The 17,371-nt window shown below is 40.8% G+C and carries 17 protein-coding genes; 7 read left to right on the top strand and 10 right to left on the bottom strand.

All coding sequences use genetic code 11. The annotated features are described in order from the left end of the window. Window positions 1–3 precede the first annotated feature (3 nt). The 4 genes from ppk1 to purM form a co-directional block, all read right to left on the bottom strand. The gene (gene ppk1, locus ACIPUA_RS09110; protein WP_042843534.1) at window positions 4–2,073 is read right to left on the bottom strand and encodes a polyphosphate kinase 1; all 2,070 of its coding nucleotides are present in this window, start codon (window positions 2,071–2,073) and stop codon (window positions 4–6) included. 56 nt (window positions 2,074–2,129) lie between these two features. Continuing rightward, window positions 2,130–2,717, bottom strand: a complete 588-nt coding sequence (gene speG / locus ACIPUA_RS09105; protein WP_042843535.1) for a spermidine N1-acetyltransferase — start codon at window positions 2,715–2,717, stop codon at window positions 2,130–2,132. A 204-nt stretch (window positions 2,718–2,921) separates the two neighbouring features. Further along, a complete protein-coding gene (gene purN, locus ACIPUA_RS09100) occupies window positions 2,922–3,572 on the bottom strand; it encodes a phosphoribosylglycinamide formyltransferase (RefSeq protein WP_042843536.1) in 651 nt (216 codons plus the stop codon). Beyond that, window positions 3,572–4,612 (bottom strand): phosphoribosylformylglycinamidine cyclo-ligase, encoded by a 1,041-nt coding sequence (gene purM / locus ACIPUA_RS09095; RefSeq protein WP_042843537.1) that lies wholly within the window; start codon window positions 4,610–4,612, stop codon window positions 3,572–3,574. The genes purN and purM overlap by 1 nt, the downstream gene beginning before the upstream one ends. Window positions 4,613–4,966: 354 nt before the next feature. Between purM and upp the strand changes: the two genes are divergently transcribed. From upp to hda, 3 genes are all read left to right on the top strand, one after another. Further along, window positions 4,967–5,593, top strand: coding sequence for a uracil phosphoribosyltransferase (gene upp, locus ACIPUA_RS09090; RefSeq protein WP_042843538.1), 627 nt, complete (start codon window positions 4,967–4,969; stop codon window positions 5,591–5,593). A 110-nt stretch (window positions 5,594–5,703) separates the two neighbouring features. Further along, window positions 5,704–6,999 (top strand): uracil permease, encoded by a 1,296-nt coding sequence (uraA, locus tag ACIPUA_RS09085; protein WP_042843539.1) that lies wholly within the window; start codon window positions 5,704–5,706, stop codon window positions 6,997–6,999. A gap of 126 nt (window positions 7,000–7,125) precedes the next feature. Continuing rightward, window positions 7,126–7,827 (top strand): DnaA inactivator Hda, encoded by a 702-nt coding sequence (gene hda / locus ACIPUA_RS09080; RefSeq protein WP_042843540.1) that lies wholly within the window; start codon window positions 7,126–7,128, stop codon window positions 7,825–7,827. A gap of 144 nt (window positions 7,828–7,971) precedes the next feature. Here hda and arsC read toward each other — a convergent pair whose 3' ends face one another. Both arsC and bepA read right to left on the bottom strand, forming a co-directional pair. Then, a complete protein-coding gene (gene arsC, locus ACIPUA_RS09075; protein ID WP_166686889.1) occupies window positions 7,972–8,328 on the bottom strand; it encodes an arsenate reductase (glutaredoxin) in 357 nt (118 codons plus the stop codon). A 12-nt stretch (window positions 8,329–8,340) separates the two neighbouring features. Further along, window positions 8,341–9,804, bottom strand: a complete 1,464-nt coding sequence (bepA, locus tag ACIPUA_RS09070) for a beta-barrel assembly-enhancing protease (protein WP_129465984.1) — start codon at window positions 9,802–9,804, stop codon at window positions 8,341–8,343. 197 nt (window positions 9,805–10,001) lie between these two features. On the opposite strand from bepA, the gene ACIPUA_RS09065 reads away from it, so the two are divergent. Then, on the top strand, window positions 10,002–11,066 hold the full coding sequence (locus ACIPUA_RS09065) for an AI-2E family transporter (RefSeq protein WP_042843543.1): 1,065 nt from the start codon (window positions 10,002–10,004) through the stop codon (window positions 11,064–11,066). A gap of 52 nt (window positions 11,067–11,118) precedes the next feature. Here the strand turns inward: ACIPUA_RS09065 and bcp are convergent, their stop codons facing one another. Together bcp and ACIPUA_RS09055 are read right to left on the bottom strand one after the other, a co-directional pair. After that, window positions 11,119–11,589: a thioredoxin-dependent thiol peroxidase gene (gene bcp, locus ACIPUA_RS09060; RefSeq protein WP_042843545.1), complete on the bottom strand. Its 471-nt coding sequence runs from the start codon at window positions 11,587–11,589 to the stop codon at window positions 11,119–11,121. 14 nt (window positions 11,590–11,603) lie between these two features. After that, window positions 11,604–12,161: a glycine cleavage system transcriptional repressor gene (locus ACIPUA_RS09055; protein WP_042843546.1), complete on the bottom strand. Its 558-nt coding sequence runs from the start codon at window positions 12,159–12,161 to the stop codon at window positions 11,604–11,606. Window positions 12,162–12,485: 324 nt separating this feature from the next. On the opposite strand from ACIPUA_RS09055, the gene dapA reads away from it, so the two are divergent. The 3 genes from dapA (at window position 12,486) to purC (ending at window position 15,617) form a co-directional block, all read left to right on the top strand. Beyond that, the gene (gene dapA, locus ACIPUA_RS09050; protein WP_042844313.1) at window positions 12,486–13,358 is read left to right on the top strand and encodes a 4-hydroxy-tetrahydrodipicolinate synthase; all 873 of its coding nucleotides are present in this window, start codon (window positions 12,486–12,488) and stop codon (window positions 13,356–13,358) included. Window positions 13,359–13,374: 16 nt separating this feature from the next. After that, complete coding sequence (bamC, locus tag ACIPUA_RS09045) at window positions 13,375–14,427, top strand: outer membrane protein assembly factor BamC (protein WP_042843547.1); 1,053 nt, start codon at window positions 13,375–13,377, stop codon at window positions 14,425–14,427. Window positions 14,428–14,903: 476 nt separating this feature from the next. Then, a complete protein-coding gene (purC, locus tag ACIPUA_RS09040) occupies window positions 14,904–15,617 on the top strand; it encodes a phosphoribosylaminoimidazolesuccinocarboxamide synthase (protein ID WP_042843549.1) in 714 nt (237 codons plus the stop codon). Window positions 15,618–15,683: 66 nt separating this feature from the next. Here the strand turns inward: purC and ACIPUA_RS09035 are convergent, their stop codons facing one another. After that, the gene (locus tag ACIPUA_RS09035) at window positions 15,684–16,532 is read right to left on the bottom strand and encodes an energy-coupling factor ABC transporter ATP-binding protein (RefSeq protein ID WP_449059573.1); all 849 of its coding nucleotides are present in this window, start codon (window positions 16,530–16,532) and stop codon (window positions 15,684–15,686) included. Beyond that, complete coding sequence (locus tag ACIPUA_RS09030; protein ID WP_430264653.1) at window positions 16,516–17,361, bottom strand: energy-coupling factor ABC transporter ATP-binding protein; 846 nt, start codon at window positions 17,359–17,361, stop codon at window positions 16,516–16,518. Before ACIPUA_RS09030 ends, ACIPUA_RS09035 begins: the two co-directional genes overlap by 17 nt. Between the last annotated feature and the right edge of the window lie 10 nt (window positions 17,362–17,371).

Here is a 17,371-nt window from a genome sequence, read left to right as displayed (position 1 = left end):
GTATCAAGCTCTGGTATCTGGTGTTTCAAGTGATTTTAAATATTCATAAACAGCAAGTTGAGAACGTATTTTTCGCTTATTTCCGCGAGGAACATAATGATTACTCAAATCTTTGTCAACATAACGGGCTTTTACTGTATCGCTAAATTGCAATTCTAGAATATCTAAAACACGTTGTTTTAAATGAGGATCAACTAAACTCACTGCAACTTCAATACGATAGTCTATGTTACGAGTCATCCAATCCGCTGATGAAATAAACACTTTTTCGTCCCCTGCATTAGTGAAAACATAGACGCGGTCATGTTCAAGAAAGCGGTCAACGATGCTGGTGACTTGAATATTTTCGCTGTACCCCGATTGACCTGCCACTAAAGAACACATGCCACGGACTAATAAACGAATTTTAACCCCTGCATTAGAGGCATCATACAGTTTATCAGTGAGTTCTTTATCAACTAAATTATTAATTTTTAATGTAATGCCGCTTGGAAGCCCCGAAAGTGCATTGGCTATTTCTTGGTCAATTAAAGCCATTAATTTAATGCGAGTATTTTGTGGTGAGACCATTAAGTTGTCAAAGGTGACTGGGCGGTACGGGTTTTCAATAAAACTAAATACTCGGCGCACTTCATTAGTGATTTGTTCGTTAGCGGTGAGTAATGAATAGTCGGTATATAACCGAGCGGTTTTTTCATTAAAATTACCTGTCCCAATATGGGCATAGCGGATAATTTGGCCTTCTTCCATACGTGAAATGATAAATAATTTCGCATGAATTTTCAGGCCAGGGGCAGAGAAAATAACATGGACACCCGCTTCGGTTAGTCTTTTAGCCCAATGTATATTAGCGGCTTCATCGAAACGTGCTTGCAGTTCAACGACTACGGTGACCTTTTTACCGTTATGGGCGGCGTGGATCACGGAATCAATGATGCGAGAGTCTTTCGCAACACGGTAAATATTGATTTTTATCGACAATACATTAGGGTCAAAGGAAGCCTGACGCAGTAATTCTAAAGTATGCTCAAAGGTATAATAAGGGTAATACAGCAGTACATCACGTTCTCGAATAGCATCAAAGCCATTGCGGAAATTATCAAACCAGCGGTGACGTAACCTTGGTAGAGGTTTGTTCAATAAGTTTTTATTCCCTTCATTAGGGAAGTTAATAAAGTCTTTAAAGTTATGATAGCGCCCACCTGCAATGACCGAGTCGTCATTAGATAACCCCAATTTTTCACGTAACAAAGCAACCATTTCATCAGGCATATCACGTTGATACACAAAACGAACTGGCTCTGCGGTTAAACGTTGCTTTAACGTTGAAGACATAATCTCAAGCAAGCTCGATTCCATTTCTGAGGCGATGTCATATTCGGCATCACGGGTCATTTTCATCGAATAGGCGTTGAGCTCATCATAATCGAAAAAACCTTTAAAAATTTCATCGAGGGTATAACGTAAGATATTATCAATTAATATCATTGATTTACGTCTTTTCGGCTTTTCTGGTGGTAAGTTAACAAACCTTGGAACTTTATCAGATGGAATTTCTAATAAGGCGTATTGAATGTGGTTACCATTAATGATTTCTATCGCAAGATAGGTGTAATCGTCTTTCAGAAACTCGACTAAATCAGTATCTGGATTGATTAAAATGGGGGTGATGTGCTGGCGTAGGTTTTGCCGGAAATACTGACGTAACCAAATCTGCTGACGTGGGGAAATTTGCCGTTCATTGATTAAAAATATTTGGTTACGAGCCATCTCAAGTAACAAATCATTATACAGAACGTCAAACTCTTGTTCCTGTTTGGCAACTTTAGATTGGATGCGCTTTAATAAGTGACGGGCACCACTTGCTGAGCCGCGTTCTTCATTGATTAAAATCCGGCGTTTCACATCAGCAAAACGAACTTTATAAAACTCATCTAAGTTATTGGAGTAAATGCCCAAAAAACGCATACGCTCAATAAGAGGGTTACGCTTATCGGCTGCTTCTTGTAAAACGCGCTCGTTAAAAGATAGCCAGCTTAACTCTTTTTCATGATAGAGACGTTCTTGGGACATTATAACTCCGTATTAGACGCTTGTTACTTTTTAAGGCTTTGATTTCAGCCAGCTAACTAAATATGTTGTTTAATCGCTTTATCTTGAGCAACAACACTTTCTGGGTTAGCAGACTGTTGTTTCATCGCAAAATATTGATGCTGGAAAATACACATGCGGATAGCCGTGTGGTAGCGCCCATTTACGAAAAATTCGTCAATCAACTCACCTTCAGTATGAAAGCCTAGTTTATTATAAATATGGATAGCTTTGATATTTTCTTTATCAACAATTAGGTAAAGTTTATATAAATTTAATACAGAGAAAGCATAGTCCATTGCAAGCTTTGCTGCACGACTTGCGTGGCCACGACCTTGATGGCTTGGTGCAATAATAATTTGGAATTCAGAGCGACGGTGAATATAGTCAATTTCAACAAGCTCAACTAAACCCACTTTTTCGCTATCATTCTCAACAATAAAGCGCCGTTCGGATTGGTCATGAATATGTTTATCGTAAAGATCGCTTAGCTCAACAAAGGCCTCATAAGGCTCTTCAAACCAGTAACGCATAACACTGGCATTATTATCAAGTTGATGAATAAATGCTAAATCTTCACGTTCAAGTGGGCGCAACCTAAACGGATGAACTTGCCCGGTAGTCATAAAACACCTCTAAGTTAGTGAGTAAAATGTTATTTATAAAAACGTTGCGTCTAGGATAACATGGTTTTTCGATAAAATAATGACACAGCACAGACAGATCTACTCCTTGTTGAAGAATAGTTCACTTTATGCAGAGGGATTTGATTAACCGCTAAAAATAAAAGAGAAAAGGGCGGAAACTCCGCCCTTAGCTAACAATATAAATTATAGCGTTGATGATGCAATAGAATAACCATTCGGTGGTAAAATTTGGTTGTCTAATAACGCGTTACCATCGTGCATCGACAAACGGCCACTAATAAACCATTCAACAACGATTGGGTAAATGGTATGTTCTTGCGTTTTTACGCGCTCAATAAGAAGTTCTTCGGTATCACCAGTGAAAATAGGTACTTTGGCTTGTAAAATTACAGGCCCACCGTCAAGCTGTTCTGTAACAAAATGTACGGATGTACCATGTTCTTTATCGCCATTTTCCAGCGCCTTCCGATGAGTGTGTAACCCAGGGTATTTGGGCAATAAAGAAGGGTGGATATTGAGCAATTTCCCCGTAAAGTGATTAACGAAAGGTGCAGTTAAAACCCGCATAAAACCAGCTAGAACAATTAAATCTGGCTGGTATTGTTCAATATATTCTAACAGGGCGGTGTCATAAGCTTGGCGGTCGGTATATTGTGTCGCATCAAGGTAGAAGGCGGGTATCCCAGCCTTCTGTGCACGGACAAGACCATAAGCGTTGCCTTGGTTGCTCACAACCGCGGCAATTTGAGCATCAATTTCCCCTGAATGGCAGCTATCAATTAATGACTGCAAATTACTACCACTGCCTGAAATGAGAACAACAATTTTCTTCATTAGCGGATCACAACCTGCTCTTCCCCCACAGGAAGCTCACCAATAGTACCAATTTGCCAAGCTTTTTCACCAAGTTGGGTTAATAATGCTAAAGCAGCTTCAACTTCACTTGGTGGTAAGGCGACGATGATGCCCACACCGCAGTTAAAAGTGCGGTACATTTCGTGGGTACTAACATCCCCAGCTTGTTGTAGCCAGTCAAAGACAGCAGGCCATTGCCAGCTATTTCCATCAATAATTGCTTGGGTGTTATCAGGTAATACACGAGGAATATTTTCCCAGAAACCACCCCCTGTGATATGTGCGATTGCATGGATATCACGGTTAGCAATCAGTTCTAATACGTTTTTAACATAAATACGGGTTGGTTCTAATAAATGGTCAGCTAAAGGTTTACCGTCTAATTGTGTGGTTTCCGGATTAGTTTGGCTAACGTCTAAAATTTTACGTACCAAAGAATAACCATTTGAATGAGGACCACTTGAGGCTAAGGCAATTAATGCATCCCCTGCACTGACTTTGCTGCCATCGATGATCTCGGAGCGTTCGACGACACCGACACAGAAACCTGCAACGTCGTAATCTTCCCCATGGTACATGCCGGGCATTTCTGCTGTTTCGCCGCCAACTAATGCACAGCCTGATTGTTTACAGCCTTCTGCGATACCAGTGATAACGCTTGCCGCAGTGTCGACATCAAGTTTACCGGTTGCATAATAATCGAGGAAAAACAGTGGCTCAGCACCTTGAACGATTAGGTCATTGACACACATCGCAACCAAGTCAATACCAATAGTATTATGGCGTTTTAAATCCATTGCTAGACGTAATTTTGTGCCTACACCGTCAGTACCTGATACGAGTACAGGTTCACGATATTTTTGAGGCAGGGAACATAATGCGCCGAACCCCCCAAGCCCGCCCATGACTTCTGGACGGCGAGTTTCCTTTACCACACCTTTAATACGTTCAACCAAGGCGTTACCTGCATCAATATCGACACCGGCATCTTTATAGCTAAGAGAGGTTTTATCAGTCACTACGGCCCCCAAGGCAATTACATTTTGAGAAAATTAACTTCATTAGCATTATTCTAACAGGCTAGGCAAACGTTTGCGATAGCTTTATCAATGAAAATTTTTGTCATTGTCAGGGGAAAAGAAATGACAATATTCAGTAAATAAACATCAGCCAAAAGAAATGAGGTCACGGAGATGGTGATTGCTGTTTATCAAATATCAACTTAGCTGAGATAAGCTATAATATGAAAAAAATGGGTCTAATTGTTGTTGTTTTGACCAAAGTCAAGGGTAATCTAGTGGCAATCGTAGCTAAAAGAGGTATAATCCGGCGATTTTTTTGTCCGCCGACGTCTTAAATAGTAGGAGAAAACCATGAAGATCGTTGAGGTAAACCACCCTCTCGTTAAACATAAACTCGGCCTGATGCGAGATCATGATATAAGCACTAAACGCTTTCGTGAACTGGCCTCAGAGGTTGGTAGCCTACTGACTTATGAAGCAACCGCTGACCTTGAAACTGAAAAAGTGACTATCGATGGTTGGTGTGGTCCTGTAGAAATAGAACAAATTAAAGGTAAGAAAATCACTGTAGTACCAATTCTCCGTGCAGGTATTGGTATGATGAATGGTGTGTTAGACAGTATTCCAAGTGCACGTATCAGTGTGGTTGGTGTTTATCGTGATGAAGAAACACTACAACCAGTTCCCTATTTTCAAAAACTCGCCTCCAACATTGAAGAGCGTATGGCACTCGTTGTTGACCCAATGCTAGCAACGGGTGGTTCAATGATTGCGACTATCGACTTGTTAAAAAATGCAGGTTGTACGTCAATTAAGATACTTGTGCTTGTGGCTGCTCCTGAAGGTATTAAAGCTTTAGAAGCTGTACATCCTGATGTTGAATTATATACCGCTTCCATAGATGAGCGTCTTAATGAAGATGGTTATATCGTTCCGGGTCTGGGTGACGCGGGTGATAAGATATTTGGTACAAAATAATGATAAGCCGACTGAGAAGTCGGCTTTTTTTTGATTTATTCGTAGAGAACCACTGTATTTAAAGTGATAAGCCAATTCAGTAAAAAATTGCTAAAAGGGGATAAAATAAAATGACACGTCGCACCATCAGTGTTGAAGAAAGACCGCCATTACTCCAAACCATACCACTGAGCTTCCAGCATTTATTTGCTATGTTTGGCGCAACCGTTGTCGTACCGATTCTGTTTGGCGTAAACCCAGCAACAATATTATTGTTTAACGGGATAGGCACCCTGTTGTATTTATTTATCTGTAAAGGGCAAATTCCTGCTTATTTAGGGTCTAGTTTTGCTTTTATTTCGCCGGTATTGATTTTATTGCCACTCGGTTATGAATTGGCACTGGGTGGCTTTATTATTTGTGGTGTATTGTTTTGTCTTGTTGCATTGATTGTTAAAGTTGCGGGAAGGGGGTGGATTAACGTGATGTTCCCACCCGCGGCTATGGGGGCGATTGTTGCCGTTATCGGTTTAGAATTAGCTCAAACAGCAGCAAGTATGGCTGGTTTATTGCCTAAAGATGGCGCCACAGTCGATAGCAATACACTAATCATTTCCCTGACGACATTATCTGTAACTATCCTTTGTGCGGTTGTTTTTCGTGGTTTTTTATCTATCATTCCGATTCTAATTGGTTTTTTAGTTGGTTATGCACTTTCTTACTTTATGGGCATTGTCGATTTTACACCCGTAATCGAAGCACCTTGGTTTGCAATTCCAACTTTTTATACGCCACGCTTTGAATGGTTTGCTATCTTAACCATTTTGCCTGCTGCATTAGTGGTAATTGCAGAACATGTTGGCCACCTAGTTGTGACTGCAAATATTGTTGAACGGGATTTGATGAAAACACCGGGCTTACATCGTTCTATGTTTGCAAACGGTTTTTCTACTGTAATTTCTGGTTTTTTTGGTTCCACGCCGAATACGACATATGGCGAAAATATCGGTGTTATGGCCATTACTAAGGTATACAGTACTTGGGTTATTGGTGGTGCAGCGGTAATAGCGATATTACTTTCTTGCATTGGTAAGTTAGCTGCGGCGATCCAATTAGTGCCGGTACCGGTGATGGGTGGGGTATCACTCTTATTATACGGGGTAATTGGTGCATCGGGTATCCGTGTTCTAATTGATTCGAAAGTGGATTACAACAAACCGCAAAACTTGATTTTGACGTCAGTGATTTTAATTATTGGTGTCAGTGGGGCGGTGATCCATATTGGTCAAGCAGAACTTAAAGGTATGGCACTGGCTACGATTGTTGGTATTTGTATGGCATTGTTATTCCGCTTTATTACCTTTGTCCGGCCTGAGAAACAGTTTGTGACATCAGAAGTGCAAGAGCTTAATAGTCATAAAAAATAATTCACATTGTTTTCAATACGCCGCTCAAAATATTGGGCGGCAATTGGAAACCGTTCTTATTCATCTCTCCTCGTTTTTTATGGTAAACTGGGAGATGAAAATTGATTTGTACAGCCAGAGGCGCTTCTGAACACACCATCACAGCTTTCATTACCACTATATCTTCCAGATGATGAAACCTTTGCTAGCTTCTATGCCGGGGAGAATGGGGCGTTGTTGTCTGCTATTCAGTCTGCAATTATTCAACCACATGGTAGCTATATCTATTATTGGTCGCGTGAAGGTGGTGGGAAAAGCCATTTATTGCATGCTGCATGTGCTGAGCTTTCTGAACAGGGTGTTGCTGTAGGCTATGTACCACTCGATAAACGTGCATATTTTGTTCCTGAAGTATTAGATGGCATGGAACATTTATCATTGGTTTGTATCGATAACATCCAATGTATAGCGGGTGATGAAGAATGGGAAATGGCTATTTTCAATTTATATAACCGTATTTTAGAAATTGGCCGTACTTGCCTGTTAATTACGGGTGATAGACCCCCACGGCAGATTGAGTTGAAATTACCGGATTTGGCCTCTCGCCTTGATTGGGGGCAAATCTACAAGCTGCATCCACTTAGCGATGAAGATAAAATATGGGCTCTTCAATTACGTGCACGTATCCGTGGTTTTGAGCTTCCTGAAGACGTCTGCCGGTTTGTGTTAAAACGTCTTGATAGAAAAATGGGGACATTGTTCGATATTCTCAATAAACTTGACCATGCCTCGATTGTTGCACAGCGAAAACTCACCATTCCATTTGTCAAAGATATCTTAAAGCTCTAGTCAATATTATTGATTAAATCAATATATAAAACTAAAGGCGATAGACTCATGCATATCGCCTTTTAAACAATGTTTGGTAGAAAAGAAATAACTTAAGTCAAACTCAATAATATATTGAGTACGACTTTTATCACCAAACAGTTTTTATAAAATTTCAAGTACCTGCTCAGGTGGTCGGCCTAAACGTGCTTTATCGCCGTTAACCACAATAGGGCGCTCAATCAGCTTCGGGTTTTCATGCATCGCTTTAATTAGTTGATCCTGTGTTAAGCCGTTATCACTTAAATTCAATTCTTTATATAAATCTTCTTTGGTGCGCATTAACTGACGAGCATCTTTAAACCCTAACATCTTGAGCAGTTTTTTGATTTCACCCGTTGTTGGGGGTGTTTTTAAGTATTCAACCACAGTGGGAACAATGCCTTTTTGCTCTAACAGGGCTAAGGTTTCACGGCTTTTAGAGCAACGAGGGTTGTGGTAAATCTTAATCGAATCCGTCATTATATTAACTCCTTACGGTTTTGCATTTTTATCACGTAATTGCAGTTTTATCAGTGCATCGATTCGCGCATCATAGCGCTGTTGTTCATAACTGCCTAATTTGCTCTTACGGCTAGCATCAGTGAGATAATTAATCGCAGTATCATAATTTCCGCGCAGTGCCATACCTTCAGCATAAGCTGCTAACTCTTCAGTACGGTTACCTTGTTTAGCAGACGCCTCTGCCAGTAGATCCCAACCGATGGGGTCATCTGGATAATCGAAAGTGTATTTATTTAGCAAGGTTCTGGCTTCTTTATATTGATGGTCATTAATTAATGCATTCGCAAGATTAACAATAAACACCGTATTTTGAGGGGATTTCTTCAAGGCATTTTGCAAGCGCGTAACGGCTTTTGATACACGATTTTGCTCAATATCAATATCCGTCATAGTATCGATAAACCAAGGGTTATCAGGCTGTTTAGCTAATAATTCAGCCATGATTTTACCTGCATCTGCGTATTTTTTATCTTGCGACAGAATCAAGGCTTTACCATACTGCGCGGCTATTTGTTCTTGTGCAGAGCCTTTCCCATAATTTTCAATAATCTGGTCTAATGCATGTTTTTGGTCTGAACTATACATTGCCAATATACGGACTCTGGCTAACATAAAATCCAGTGAAGATGGCACGCTGACTTTAGCGTATTGATTTGAACGGTTTCGAGCATCCGCTAAGCGGCTATCTGGTAAGGGGTGCGTTAGCAAAATTTCAGGGGGTTTAGACATATAGCGTGTTTGGTCTGACATCGTTTGCATAAAATCAGCCATTGCATGGGGGTCAAAACCAGAACGCCTTAGTGTTTGTAAACCAATACGGTCAGCTTCTTGTTCATTCGCTTGTGTAAAGCTGATCATGCCTTGTTGCACACCGGCCATCGTGCTTGTCAGTGCGGCAAAACCTGCTTGCGGATTTGCCATCACTAATAATAAAGAACCAATCGTCCCCGCAATCGCAAGAGGGGTGGTACTTTTTTGATCCTCCATCATCCTGGCAAGATGCCGTTGGGTGACGTGTGAAATTTCGTGAGCCATCACCGAAGCAAGTTGGCTCTCATTTTGGCTGTAACGAAATAGCGCGGAGTGTAATACGACATTACCGCCAAAATAGGCGTAAGCATTAATATTAGGGTTATTAACGAGATAAAACTTAAACGGTGTTTTAACTGAATCGGCATTCTTTACTAACCGCATACCAAGTTTGTTAACATATTGAGTCAACAATGGGTCGTAAATGAGTGGTGTACTAGCACGGATTTGGCGTGTAATAGCATCACCCATAATAATTTCTTGGTTGATGCTCAGTGTGCCCCCAGCAGTGGTGCCAATATCAGGTAAGGTGTCTTCTATGGCACTATAAGCAGGTAAAACTGCACCGTTCATCAGTGCGGCGATCATGAAAGCCAATAATGGGTGTTTGAATTTTTTCTTCATGAAACGTGAGTATCCCATACAACATTTAAAATTTAGGGTAAGTACCGACTTTATTTCGAGTGTATATAGGGTAAGGCAGCAAATAACTCGAAAAGTTTAAAACATATGATAGCAAAAGCTATCGTTAAATCTGTTCTTCGGTATAATTTTCGATAATTTAAGAACTGTCCTTTGTGTTATTTCCCCAGGAGCTACAAATGCTGGAATTGTTTTTACAGTGGTATCGTCGGCGTTTTGCTGACCCACAAGCCGTTGCACTTTTTACACTACTGGTTTCTGGTTTTGTGATCATCTTCTTTTTCAGCAGTATACTAGCTCCGTTATTGGCAGCAATTGCTTTAGCTTATTTACTCGAGTGGCCGACGCATTTACTACAACGTGCGGGGTTATCACGCTCTTTTGCTGTGAGTATCATTTTGACCCTATTTGCGGGAATAAGTGCCATGGTGATTTTAATTATTGCCCCGACAGCTTGGCAGCAAGGTATTAATTTGATGGCCGATCTACCGAATATGGTTAACCGTTTCAATGAATTTGCACAGAAACTCCCTGAGCAATACCCTGCATTGGTTGATGTTGGCATTATTGATATGATGGCTGATAATTTACGCAGTCGCATGTCAGGTATTGCAGACTCTGTCGTAAAAGCGTCTGTGGCATCACTGATTGGCATTTTTACTTTAGCTGTTTATTTGGTTTTAGTTCCACTGATGACATTTTTCCTATTAAAAGATAAAGAACGTATTAGCCAAAGTTTTTTAAAGCTATTACCTAAAAACCGTTTATTAGTAGGTAAAGTCTGGGTAGAAATGAATGAGCAAATTACCAACTATCTACGTGGCAAGGTAACAGAAATGGTGATTGTGGGTGTCGTCACTTATTTATGTTTTGCGTATTTTGACCTGCGGTACTCAGTATTATTATCAGTGTTGGTAGGGGTTGCTGTTTTGATCCCGTATATTGGTGCGGTAGCAGCAACAATTCCTGTCGTTATTGTTGGGTTATTTCAATTTGGTATTGGTAGTGAGTTTTGGTACTTGATGCTGGCTTATTTAGTGATCCAAGGGCTGGATAGCAATGTTGTGGTGCCTTTGTTGTTTTCAGAAGCCGTCAATCTACATCCACTAGTGATTATTTTATCTGTTGTCGTTTTTGGTGGTTTATGGGGAGTGTGGGGGGTATTTTTTGCAATCCCATTGGCAACGCTTATTAAAGCGGTTATTCATGTGTGGCCTGAAGACACCAACGAATTAGTAAAATAAGTTTAGAAAATAGTGCTGTATGGCCCATACAGCACTATATAAAGACCGAAAATTAAGCGTTCGCGGTAATGTATTCGAGGACGATTTCGTGGTGATTGCTGGTTTTGAAATTGTCAAATACGTGTTCTATTTTCCCTGTTGGGTCAATGAGGAAACTGATACGATGAATGCCATCATAGGTTTTCCCCATAAATTGTTTTTCACCCCAAACCCCAAATTGCTCACATACTTGGTGCTCTTCGTCTGATAATAAAGTGAAGTTCAACATTTCTTTTTCAACGAAACGAGAAAGTTTCTCTGGTTTGTCTGTGCTAATCCCTAAAACCTCGACACCTTTCGCTTTTAGTGTGTCCATTTCATCACGCAAACCACACGCTTGAACGGTACAACCTGGAGTCATCGCTTTAGGATAAAAGTAAACTAATACGCGCTGACCTTGATAATCAGAAAGATTGATGATCTCACCATCTTGGTCAGGAAGGCTAAATTGAGGCGCCTTATCACCGGCTTTCAATGGGTTCATTACATATATCTCCGTTAACTCTGCATATTGGGGTTGTTGATAATGCTTATGTTGCCTTTAGCATTTAGCATTGTACATAGTTGTTGAAATTTGTTTTTTATAATTATGCCGTTATCGTCCAACGGGTCGTGTGCAGTAATCTGAATTTCCAGTTGAGCGGGCATATCATTATTGGCTGGTTGAGTCTTAGAAACAAGCTCTGCAATATTACATTGCGAAGTTGTGAATAAATTTGTGAATTGCTCGACAATCCGTGGTGCATCGTCGACAACCACGTTCACCGTTACTGTCGATGGGTAATAGGTTGTTTGAACACTTTGAGTTCTTTTCATGACAATCAGCAAGTCAAGTTCCGCCCCTTTAGGAGGCAATGTCGCCTCTAATAGAGTGATGGCATTCCAACTGCCGGATAACATCATAATAAACGTAAACTCCTTGCCAAACATCGCTAAACGACTATCTTCAATATTACAGTCACACTCACTAACGAGGCGAGTAATCGTGTTCACAATGCCCGGACGATCTGTTCCTAGCGCAGTAATCACAAGAAATTGCTGTTCAGTCTTAGGCAAAGTCTGTCCCTTAATGTTTTTGATTATGTCAGTTAAACACTTAATTAGAATATAGCAGTAAATACAGTTGTCATAAAACTGACGCCAGATGCAGGTAAGGAAACCATAAAAAATGGCATCTGCCAAGAGAAAGCACACACTCTTGCGAGAAATATCAGCGAATTATTACTTCTATTTAAGTTAATGTCTCTGGCATTAACAAAATTCATTAAAATCTTGCTGTTGGGTGGTTTTCTTCTTGGAAATGAAAAAGTAACATGGGGGTTCAATTATTAAGGGGGTATCGTCATGGCTAATGGAAACGCAAATTATAAAGATTTTTTAATGGGAAGCATTGTTGCAGTTATAACACCGATGGACTCAGCGGGGCGTTTAGATAAAGCCAGTCTGAAAAAACTGGTGGATTACCATGTTGAAAGCGGAACATCTGCCATTGTTTCTGTTGGTACAACAGGCGAATCAGCAACCTTAACTCACAAAGAACATGTGGATGTAGTGAAAGCCACCTTAGAACTTGCTGATGGGCGTATCCCAATTATTGCTGGTGCAGGTGCAAATGCGACAGCAGAAGCTATCTCTTTAACCAATGAATTTGAAAATAGTGGGGTAGTTGCTTGCCTGACGGTAACACCTTATTATAATAGGCCTTCTCAGGAAGGGCTATATCAACATTTTAAAGCAATTTCAGAGAACACTAGCTTGCCACAGATTCTTTATAATGTACCATCACGGACAGGCTGCGATATGTTACCTGAAACCGTAGGGCGTTTAGCGAAATTGGCGAATATTGTCGCAATTAAAGAAGCGACAGGGAACTTAGCTAGGGTTCATCAAATCAAAGAACTGGTTGATGATGATTTTGTACTGTTAACCGGTGATGACGCGACAGCACTCGATTTCATGCAACTCGGTGGAAAGGGTGTTATTTCAGTAACTTCTAACGTTGCTGCACCGCAGATGGTAAAAATGTGTGACTTAGCGCTTGCAGGCAAATATACTGAAGCGCGCGAATTAAACAAAAAACTGATGGGGTTACATCTTCAGTTGTTTGTTGAACCAAATCCAATTCCAGCGAAATGGGGCTGTCATCGCTTAGGCTTGATTACAGATGGTACATTGCGGTTACCTATGACACCGCTAACCAGCTCAGGCCAGCAAAAAGTGGAAGAAGCCTTGAAACTCGCTGGGTTACTGTAAAATTTAGGGAATTTTAATGGCAACATTATTGCAAAAATCGAAGGTTATGAAGGTTGCTGGCCTGTCACTTGTCGTGTTACTGGCAGCCTGCTCCAGCGATCAGCGCTATAAACGTCAGGTCAGCGGTGATGAGGAATACCTCAATGCTGCGCCATTGAAAGTGTTAAATGTGCCACAAGGGCTTACATTACCAGAAGCAAATGGTGAGTATGATATCCCTAAAGCCACATCAACAGGCGCAGTAGGGAAAGCTTTAGATATTCGTCCCCCTGTACTGACAATTTCGCAATTAGCGGGTTCACGCACGGAAGATAGCGCGCAAGCAAGTCGTTTGTTGCTAGAAAATACACCTGAAAATAGTGCTCTTTGGTCACAAGTCACCATGATCCTAGAACAAAGAGGCATCCCAGTTTCATCGAAAGATGATGGCTCTCGCTCAATTGAAACCAATTGGGTCAAGTGGGATCGTGCTGACGAAAACGTGCCTATTGAAAGCCGCCATAAAATTACGGTTAAACCTGAAAACGGCATGATGGCATTAACAGTCACCAGTTTAGGGTTACGCCAAGGTGATGAAACTATTACTGATACTATTGAAGTTCAACGTTATAACAAATTATTGTTAAACGAATTAACTGATAATTTATATACGTTGCGTGATACTTCAAATAAAAACAGTATCCAAAGTGCCTATGGGATCATAGATGTTCAAACAGGTAGTGACGATACAGGCCTTCCTTTAGTCGTTGTCCGTGCGCCATTTGATGCGGTTTGGGAAAGGTTACCTCATGCACTAGAAAGTGTAGGCATGAAAGTTGGCGACCGTTCTCGCTCTAGTGGCTCTGTCACGGTAACTTACAAAGGCTTAAGTAGCTCAGAATGGCAAGCTCTGGGGGTTGATGACCCATCTATCCCTGAAGCGGATTATAAATTGCAGGTTGGTGACTTAAACAACCGTAGTACGCTGCAATTTATCACCACTAAAGGTGTCGCATTAACACAGAAACAAAATGATGAAATGGTCGCGGCATTAAAAGCGGCGTTTAGTAAAGTTCCAACGAATAAATAATTATATTTCATTTTGGTAAAACAAATAAAAACCGTGGCTTGCAATACAAGTCGCGGTTTTTTTATGGGAAATTTTAGCCAAATTGAGTGTGTTCAAATTGGGGAAAAGGGATGAGTTAGCTCATCATAAGTTTATAGATAGATAATCATTTTAAATATTATTGCTATCTTGCCAATATGAGATGCCATAAAACGAATGGACAAAAAATCAGTGTTTATGCTGAAGTAATCGTTTGCGTCCGCCTGAGAATTTTATTATCATAATTAGCGCTAAAATATAAAATATTGTATATCAGTGGGTTAGCATAAGCTTTTACATTGGCATATAACTAGCTGAAACAGAGTAGAAAATTAACAGTGAACCGTATTTTTAAATGGTTTTTCTTCTGTTAATTATCTTTTCTGTAAAGACAGAATGATGACAGAATTCCCATATCATTTTTTATATAGATTAATCACATCTCTGGAGTGTGTAAGATGCAAAAGAAAGCTGAGTTGTATCGTGGTAAGGCAAAAACTGTCTATACCACAGAGGATCCTGATCTGCTGGTTCTGGAATTCCGTAATGATACATCAGCACTCGATGGTGAGCGTATCGAACAATTTGATCGTAAAGGCATGGTTAATAATAAATTTAACCATTTTATTATGAGCAAATTAGAAGAGGCGGGTATTCCAACACAAATGGAGGCACTGCTTTCTGACACTGAAGCACTAGTCAAAAAACTAGATATGGTTCCAGTTGAATGTGTTATTCGTAACCGCGCAGCGGGTTCACTTGTTAAGCGCTTAGGTGTTGAAGAAGGTATGGTATTGAACCCACCTTTATTTGACTTATTCTTAAAAGATGATGCGAAGCATGACCCAATGGTCAATGAGTCTTATTGTGAAACCTTTGGTTGGGTTAGCAAAGACAATCTGGCAACAATGCGTGAACTGAGCTACAAAGCAAATGAGGTTCTGAGCAAAATTTTTGCCGATGCCGGGCTCATTTTAGTCGATTTCAAACTAGAGTTTGGTTTATATAAAGGCCAAGTGGTACTAGGGGATGAATTCTCTCCAGATGGTAGCCGTTTATGGGATAAAGCAACCCTTAATAAAATGGATAAAGACCGTTTCCGTCAAAGCCTTGGCGGCTTGATTGAGGCTTATGAAGAAGTTGCTCGTCGTATTGGTGTACCGCTAGATTAATCAATTTTCCATTATTTTAGGTATGGATCAGCCTGCTATTCAGGCTGATTTTGACGAAGAGTTATGTTACTTAAGGGACGATTGGTTCAGAAAATTGGTTACCCAAGACGATGGGGTGATATAAGGTTGTTCCAGTTGTTCCAGTTGTTCCAGTTGTTCCAGTTGTTCCAGTTGTAACTGTTGGCTAAGTGAAATCAGTGTTGGGGCCGGAAGAGACGACTCAACTTGCAGTTTAGGATGACATAATATAGATAATGGCGACCCATCAGCGATGAGCTCCCCATTTGATAAATGTAAGGTCCGCTGGAAATGGCGTGCTACAAAGTCAAGGTCATGGCTAATGGTGACCACCGTAACCCCTTTTTCACGTTGCAATGTTAGCCAATGCTCGAATCGGCGCATCCAACATGCATCGAAATCACGGCTAGGCTCATCGAGTAATAATAATTTAGGAGAGATAGCCTCTAAACAGGCAACAGCAACCATTCTTCGTTGGCCTGCATGCAAATCTAAAGGGTGTTTATCTGCAACATCAGTGAGGCCGCAAGTCTTTAGCGCATGTAATGTACGTGTTTGAATTTCAGCTTTAGCGTATTTTTGTCGCTTTAAACCAAAGGCGATTTCGTCTTTGACTCGACTATGAAAAATTTGTTTTTCAGCTTCTTGAAATAAAATACCGATCTGGTTTGCTCTATGGGGTGCAGTAATGGCACTGAGCTTTTGATTGTCGAGGTGTATATGACCGCTGGTGGGTTGCAATAAACCCGCTAAAAGTCGCAATAGTGTTGATTTCCCCGCGCCATTATCCCCCACTAAAGCTACCCATTCTCCAGAGTATATGGAGACAGATAAGCTCTTAATATTATCATGACTAGAACTTGGCCAACGGTAAGTTAGCTTATCGAGTTGCAGCATACCGCTCCTTAAATGCTTGCACCAGTTGGCTTTCATTATGGGGGATATTACCAACCCAAAGACCTTGTTTGACTAGCTCTCCCACGGCTCGCCATGCGTCTGGCATATTAATAGTTTCAAGTGCAGCAAGAAAAATATCATTCAAGCTGCCGACGGCTTGCATTTTTCCTGCTTCTAAAAATGCTTTACCAGAACTTAATAGCAAAAAAGTACTGCAAAAATGGGTTGCGGGTAATAAATTGCGCTCAAATAACATTAAACTACAACCAGTTTGTTCGGTGTATTGCTTGAGTTGAATTAAAATATGCTGTGTCGCACTAGGTGTTAACCGACTAAATGCCTCATCGAGTAGCAGTAATTTCGGTTGCATTGCTAAAGCGCTGGCTAAGACGACACGCTGAGCTTCACCACCCGATAAGGTTGAAGGGTGCCGAGTACGTAAAGGCTCACAGAAGGTTAAACGGATTGCTTGTTCAACCCGCCTATCTATCTCTTCTGGTGCTAACCCTAAATTTTCAGGCCCAAAGGCTATTTCTTGCTCGACGGTAAAAGCACAGCCTGATAGCTGTAAATGTGGGGATTGTTGAATGAGTTGCCGGCTAGTTGAAGCTTGAATTAATGAGCCTGTTGTCAATGTTCCGTGTAATACATTGGCGACACCTTCAATTTTCCCACGGATTAAATCATCATGCCAGCCCGCAAGTAGTTGGGCTAATGTACTTTTACCACTGCCATTGCCCCCGTATACACATAGCCACTGGCCTGGATCGAGATGTAAATCTATCGGCCCTAATAAAATTTGCTCTGTTCCTTGTGGAATAAAGCACATTTGTTGCAAA

This window comes from Providencia sp. AGC89, assembly GCF_053543535.1.
Note: the sequence above shows the minus strand (reverse complement) of the source record. Positions and strands in the feature narration are given on the sequence as shown.